The 6268-nt window shown below is 74.0% G+C and carries 7 protein-coding genes; 2 read left to right on the top strand and 5 right to left on the bottom strand.

What is annotated here, in order from left to right; all coding sequences use genetic code 11:
* The 3 genes from AB0C20_RS34500 to AB0C20_RS34490 all read right to left on the bottom strand — a co-directional run.
* A partial coding sequence (locus tag AB0C20_RS34500; RefSeq protein ID WP_357569581.1) for a TlyA family RNA methyltransferase occupies positions 1-750 on the bottom strand: 750 nt, incomplete at its 3' end.
* Positions 751-790: 40 nt separating this feature from the next.
* Positions 791-1066 (bottom strand): hypothetical protein, encoded by a 276-nt coding sequence (locus tag AB0C20_RS34495; RefSeq protein WP_357569580.1) that lies wholly within the window; start codon positions 1064-1066, stop codon positions 791-793.
* On the bottom strand, positions 1063-1668 hold the full coding sequence (locus AB0C20_RS34490) for a hypothetical protein (RefSeq protein WP_357569579.1): 606 nt from the start codon (positions 1666-1668) through the stop codon (positions 1063-1065). Before AB0C20_RS34490 ends, AB0C20_RS34495 begins: the two co-directional genes overlap by 4 nt.
* A 111-nt stretch (positions 1669-1779) precedes the next feature.
* On the opposite strand from AB0C20_RS34490, the gene AB0C20_RS34485 reads away from it, so the two are divergent.
* Positions 1780-2118, top strand: a complete 339-nt coding sequence (locus AB0C20_RS34485) for an SCP2 sterol-binding domain-containing protein (RefSeq protein ID WP_088947517.1) — start codon at positions 1780-1782, stop codon at positions 2116-2118.
* Between the two features lie 12 nt (positions 2119-2130).
* Here the strand turns inward: AB0C20_RS34485 and AB0C20_RS34480 are convergent, their stop codons facing one another.
* The gene (locus AB0C20_RS34480; RefSeq protein ID WP_357569578.1) at positions 2131-3162 is read right to left on the bottom strand and encodes an HAD-IIA family hydrolase; all 1032 of its coding nucleotides are present in this window, start codon (positions 3160-3162) and stop codon (positions 2131-2133) included.
* Positions 3159-4163: a hypothetical protein gene (locus tag AB0C20_RS34475; protein WP_357569577.1), complete on the bottom strand. Its 1005-nt coding sequence runs from the start codon at positions 4161-4163 to the stop codon at positions 3159-3161. Before AB0C20_RS34475 ends, AB0C20_RS34480 begins: the two co-directional genes overlap by 4 nt.
* Here AB0C20_RS34475 and AB0C20_RS34470 point away from each other — a divergent pair.
* Positions 4152-6268: hypothetical protein (locus AB0C20_RS34470; protein WP_357569576.1), on the top strand; the 2117-nt coding region annotated here is incomplete at its 3' end. The two genes, AB0C20_RS34475 and AB0C20_RS34470, sit on opposite strands and share 12 nt — an antisense overlap.

Raw genomic sequence — 6268 nt, 5'->3', positions numbered from 1 at the left:
CGCGTTGACGTCCTGCACCCAACTGGTCAGGTCGTACCCGGGCTCGGTGACGGTGATGTCGTGCTGGACCTTGTTGCCGAGACCGAGCCGCGCGGCCGCCGCAGCCACATCCAGCACCGCTTCGGCGCGCAGCTCCGGATCACGGACCACACCGCCGGCGCCGACCCGGTCCTTGCCGACCTCGAACTGCGGCTTGACCATCAACGCCAGGTCACCGTCGTCGCGGGTGCAGCCGGCCAACGCCGGCAGCACCAGCCGCAACGAGATGAACGACAGATCCGCCACAGTGAGGTCGACCTGGCCACCGATCACGTCAGCATCGAGGGTACGGACATTCGTGCGCTCCAGGACGCGGACCCGCTCGTTCGTACGCAGCGGCCAGGCGAGCTGCCCGTAGCCGACGTCCACGGCCACCACCTCGGCCGCGTCGGCGCGCAGCAGCACGTCGGTGAACCCACCTGTCGACGCTCCCGCGTCCAGGCAACGCCGCCCGGCCACGTGCAGCCCACCGGGGGCGAACGCGGCCAGCGCGCCGGCGAGCTTGTGCCCACCCCGGGAGACGTACTCCTCGGCCGGGTCCGCACCGGTCACCAGGAGCGGGTCGGCGGGGTCGACCATCGCGGCCGCCTTGCGGGCGACCACGCCCCGCAGTTGGACCCGGCCGGCCTCCACCAACGCGGCGGCCTGCTCACGGGAGCGGGCCAGACCGCGGCGGACGAGTTCGGCGTCCAGCCGGTTACGACGTGCCATGCGTGTGGTTCTCCGGTCTGCTCAGGCCTGGTCGTCCCGCTCAGGTCTGGTCGATGGTGGCGAGGGTTTCCCGCAGCGTCTCGTAGGCCGCCTCGTACTGGGCGATCTGGTCGGCCGGAGCGAGCGTCGCCGCGTTGGCGATGGCCCGCACGGCGGCGTCCACCGCCGGATGCCGTGTCTCGTCGTCCCCGAGATCCGGCGGCGGCCCGGGGCGGACACCCACCGGCGGACCGGGCCGGGCCGGGGAAGAGCCGCCAGCCGGCGGACCGGGCCGGGTCGGGAAGGACCCGCCGGCCGGCGGACCGGGCCGGGTCATTCGGCGTCGTCCGGCCGCTGCCTGCGAATCGCCGCCTTCTTGGCCGGCATCACGGCCGGCGTCGGGACGTCCTCGTCGGCCGTCGGGCTGATCGTCGCCGGCGGCTTCGTGGCGATGGCCTTCTTCGCCACGGCCTTCTTGGCGACGGCCTTCTTCGCCACGGCCTTCTTGGCCACCGGCGCGGAGACCGGGGCACCGGCCGAGGCGTCGGACGGCACGAGACCGGCGCCGGGCCGCGCGGCGACGGTCGGGTCGGGTTGTGGCCTGGGGCCGGCGGGCGGCGCGTCCGCCGACTCGGTGGACCGCGCCTCCCGCAGCTGCCGTTCCAGGTCGTGCACCCGCCGGGTCAGCTCGGCCACCTCGTCGGCGGTGGCCAGACCGACAGCGCCGAGAGCCCGGTCGACCTCGAAGCGGACCAGCTTGGTCAGCGCCTCCCGGTTGGCGGCGCCGGTGGTGACCAGTTCCTCGCCGAGGGCCTGGAGTTGGGCGGCGGTCGCGCCGCCGGAGCCGACGAGGCGACGTGCCACGTCCTGGGCCTTCTTCCGGGGCGCCTCCGCAAGGCCCATGGCCAGCTCGAGGTAGGCGCGCCACGCGTCCTGCATGCCTGAGTCCTTCCACGGGGCGGGGTGTGCAGGTGTCACGCTACCGGGCACCCCCGACCGACCCGTGCGGTACGGTGCCGAGGACGGCGTGGCGATCAGCGAGGGGGAGATGTGGCCAGCGTGGACGAGTGCCGGCAGGCGTTGCAGGAGCTGGCCGCCCGGTTGGATCGCAACGCCGAGACGGTACGCGAACGGATCGACCTGGACCGGACGCTGGCCTGCCGAATCACCGACCTGGACACCGCGTTCCACGGCCGGATCACCGGCGGCCGACTGGTCGAGCTGACCGACGGCGACGACCCCAAGGCCAAGATCGCGCTGAGCACGTCCAGCGACGACCTGCTCGCCCTGGTCCGCGGCGACCTGGACGTCACCAGCGCGGTGACCTCCCGCCGGGTGTCGATCAAGGCCAACCCGTTCGACCTGCTCAAGCTGCGCAAGCTGCTCTGACGACCGTTCGGCTCACGCCGCCGAGGTCAGACCGAAACTCTCCACCGCGTGGGCCGCGTCCGGGCCCACCGGGCGGATCTTCGGCAGCGCCGGCGCGGGCGCCGACCAGGCCACCGCGCAGAGCGCCGCCAGGGCGTCCAGCGGTCGACCGGCCCCGGCCAGCTCCAGCGTGCCGTCCCGGTCGGTCACGGACCAGCCGCCAGCGTCCTCAAGGCCCGGGACCCGCACGGCGGCAGCCGGGTCGAAGAGCCCCGCCAGGTCTCTCGCGACGTACGTGGGACGTCGCCGCGGCTCGGCGGCCAGCAGCTCCGGTACACCGCTGACGCCGGTGAGCACGAGCAGGCTGTCCAGCCCGGCCCGGCGCGCGCCCTCGATGTCGGTGTCCAGCCGGTCACCCACCACCAGGCTCCGCCCACCGCCACTGCGCTTGGCGGCGGTCTCGAACAACGCCGGCTCCGGCTTGCCGACCACCACGTCGGGGTCCCGCTCCAGTGCCGTACGCAGCACGGCGACCAGCGACCCGTTGCCGGGCAGCGGTCCCCGCCCACTGGGCAGGGTCCGATCGGTGTTGGTGGCGATCCAGATCGCACCCGCCCGCACCGCCACCGACGCTTCGGCCAGCTCGGCCCAGCCGACCTGCGGGCCGTACCCCTGCACGACCGCCGCCGGCTTCTCATCGGCCTGGGTGACCGGGTTCAGGCCGACCGCTCGCAGCTCCGCGCGCAGCGCCTCCGCGCCGACCACCAGCACCGACGCGCCGGCGGGCAGCCGGTCGCGCAACAACTCGGCCGAGGCGGCCGCGGAGGTGAGGACCTCCTCCGGCCGGGCCGGCACTCCCATCCCGGTCAGCAGGTCCGCGACCTCGCTGGACCGGCGGGACGCGTTGTTGGTGGCGTACGCCACCGCCCGTCCCTCCGCGTGCAGCCGGGCCACCGCGTCGACGGCGCCGGGGATCGGCCGGTCGATCAGGTAGATCACGCCGTCCAGGTCGAAGACGACCAGGGTGTACCCGTCGACCAGCCGCTCCCCCACGCCCGCGCTCACCGCTGCGTCGACCCCGACTCGTCATCCCGGGCCGGCACGGTCCCGTCGCCGTTCGCCGCGTCCCCGTCCGTCACGCCGCTGTCGCCAGTGGTGGCCGCGTCGGCGTTGCCGCTTCCGGTGGGGTGACGGTCCTCGTCCTCGTCGTCGAAGCCTTCGTCGTCAGCGGGAGGGCCGACAGCGTCGTCCTCCTCGTCGTCGTCGAAGTCCTCGTCGTCGTCGTCGTCATCATCGTCGTCATCGTCGTCATCGTCGTCATCGTCGTCATCGTCGTCGTCGTCGTCGTCATCGTCGTCGTCGTCGTCGACATCGTCGTCGTCGTCGTCGTTCGTGTCGGTGGCCAGGTCAGCGTCGGGTCGGGCCGGCACCGCACCGGGAGCGCCCGGGCCAGCGGCGATCTCCTCGGCGGCCTCGTCCTCCTCGTCACCCTCGATGACCACGCCGTCGAGTTCGAGCAACCGCTCGGCGGCGTCGGTCTCGCCCTCGGTGTCCACGTCGGCAGCGCGGGAGAACCATTCGCGGGCCTCCTCGCGCCGACCCACAGCGAGCAGCGCGTCGGCGTACGCGTAGCGCAGTCGGGCCGTCCACGGCACGGTGGCCTCGTTGGTGAGGTCCGGAACCTGGAGCATCGCGACCGCGGCGTCCTTCTGCCCGAGGTCACCCCGCGCGCCGGCGGCGACGATCAGCAGTTCGATCGCCACGGCCTGGTCCAGCTTCTCCCGGTCCGCGCCACGGAACAGGTCAATGGCCCGCTCCGGCCGGCCGAGAGCCCGCTCGCAGTCCGCGAGCACGGCCAGGTGGCTCTGCAGTCCGCTCATCCGGTGGTACGTGCGCAGCTCGGCGATCGCCGACTGCCACTCCCCCGCGCGGTACGCGGCCAGGCCGACCGCCTCGCGGACAGCGGAGATGCGCGACGCGAGCCGCCGGGCGGCCAGCGCGTGCGCCAACGCCTCGGCCGGGTCCTCGTCGATCAGCTGCCCAGTGGCGACCAGGTGCCGGGCCACCGTCTCGGCGACCGGCTTGTTCAGCGAGAGCAGCTCAGCGCGGACGTCCTTGTCGAGGTCGGTCGCGACAATGTCGTCCGGCAGCGCCGGGGCCGAGCTACGCCCGCCCTCGGACGACTCGGAGCCACCCGCGCGGTCATCGCGACGGAACTCCCCCTCGCGACGCGGCCGCTCGTCGGACCGGAAACCCCCGGTACGCTCTCCGCCCCGGTAGCCGCCCTCGCGGTCACCGCCCCGGAAGCCACCCTCACGGGGCGCGCTGGAACGCGAACCGTCGCGGTCACCGCCCCGGAAACCGCCCTCACGACGGTCGCCGCCCCGGAAGCCACCCTCACGGGGAGCGCCGGAACGCGAGCCATCACGGTCGCCGCCCCGGAAGCCACCCTCACGGGGAGCGCCGGAACGCGAGCCATCACGGTCGCCGCCCCGGAAACCGCCGTCACGGGGCGCGCTGGAACGCGAGCCATCCCGATCGCCGCCACGGAAGCCACCTTCGCGCGGCGGGCCCGAGCGAGTGCGGTCACCGCCCTGGTAACCGCCCTCACGACGGTCACCACCACGGAAACCACCATCGCGGTCACCACCGCGGAAGCCACCCTCACGGGGAGCGCCCGAGCGCGAACCGTCACGGTCGCCGCCCCGGAAGCCACCCTCACGGGGCGCGCTGGAACGCGAGCTGTCACGGTCGCCGCCCCGGAAGCCACCTTCGCGACGGTCACCGCCGCGGAAACCACCGTCGCGGTCGCCACCACGGAAGCCACCCTCGCGCGGCGGGCCCGAGCGAGTCCGGTCCCCACCCTGGTAACCGCCCTCACGACGGTCACCACCACGGAAACCACCTTCACGGGGGGCGCTGGAACGCGAGCCATCGCGGTCACCACCACGGAAACCACCCTCACGGGGAGCGCCCGAGCGCGAACCGTCCCGGTCACCGCCCCGGAAGCCGCCTTCGCGACGGTCACCGCCTCGGAAGCCACCGTCGCGGTCACCACCGCGGAAACCGCCCTCACGGGGAGCGCTCGAACGCGAGCCATCCCGATCGCCGCCACGGAAACCGCCCTCACGGGGGGCGCTGGAACGCGAGCTGTCTCGGTCGCCGCCCCGGAAGCCACCGTCGCGGTCGCCACCGCGGAAACCGCCTTCGCGACGGTCACCGCCCCGGAAACCACCGTCGCGGTCACCACCGCGGAAACCGCCCTCACGGGGAGCGCTCGAACGCGAGCCATCTCGATCGCCGCCCCGGAAGCCACCCTCGCGACGGTCGCCACCACGGAAACCGCCATCGCGGTCACCGCCACGGAAACCACCCTCGCGCGGCGGGCCGGAGCGAGTGCGGTCACCACCCTGGTAACCGCCCTCACGACGGTCGCCGCCACGGAAGCCACCCTCACGGGGAGCGCCCGAGCGCGAACCGTCACGGTCGCCGCCCCGGAAACCACCCTCACGACGGTCGCCGCCACGGAAACCGCCATCGCGGTCACCGCCACGGAAGCCACCCTCACGGGGAGCGCTGGAACGAGAACCGTCGCGGTCGCCGCCCCGGTAGCCACCCTCGCGGGGAGCACCGGACCGGAAACCGCCCTCACGCGGAGCGCTGGAACGCGACCCGTCACGGTCGCCGCCACGGTAGCCACCTTCGCGCGGAGCGCTGGAACGCGACCCATCACGGTCGCCACCACGGTAGCCACCTTCGCGCGGAGCGCTGGAACGCGACCCATCACGGTCGCCACCACGGTAGCCACCCTCGCGCGGAGCGCTGGAACGCGAGCCGTCGCGGTCGCCGCCACGGAAACCACCCTCGCGGCGGTCGCCGCCGCGGTAGCCGCCCTCACGGGGGGCGCTGGAGCGCGAGCTGTCCCGGTCACCAGAACGGGAGCCAGAGTCGCGGCCGCCGGCGTATCCGCCTCGGGCGCCGCCGCTGTCACGGTCTCCCCGGTGCGGGGGCCGGCCTTGGTCATCGCGGCGCGGGCCGCGGTCGCTTCCGCCCGCACCGTCAGTACGGTCTTCGTAACGACGGGGACGGTCTCCGCCCTGCGGTCCTGTCATCGGGCCGCCGCCCGCCGTGATGGCCGCGCTGGGCGACAAGGCCCGGACGCGAGGCATCA

The organism is Micromonospora sp. NPDC048843 (genome assembly GCF_040649965.1).
Taxonomy (GTDB): domain Bacteria; phylum Actinomycetota; class Actinomycetes; order Mycobacteriales; family Micromonosporaceae; genus Micromonospora; species Micromonospora hortensis.
This window is presented reverse-complemented; position numbering and strand designations above follow the sequence as displayed.

What these genes read in the sequence shown, in the direction of transcription:
- AB0C20_RS34490 (WP_357569579.1), bottom strand. Translation starts at nt 1,668, where the DNA reads ATGCAGGACGCGTGGCGCGCCTACCTCGAGCTGGCCATGGGCCTTGCG.
- AB0C20_RS34495 (WP_357569580.1), bottom strand. Translation starts at nt 1,066, where the DNA reads ATGACCCGGCCCGGTCCGCCGGCCGGCGGGTCCTTCCCGACCCGGCCC.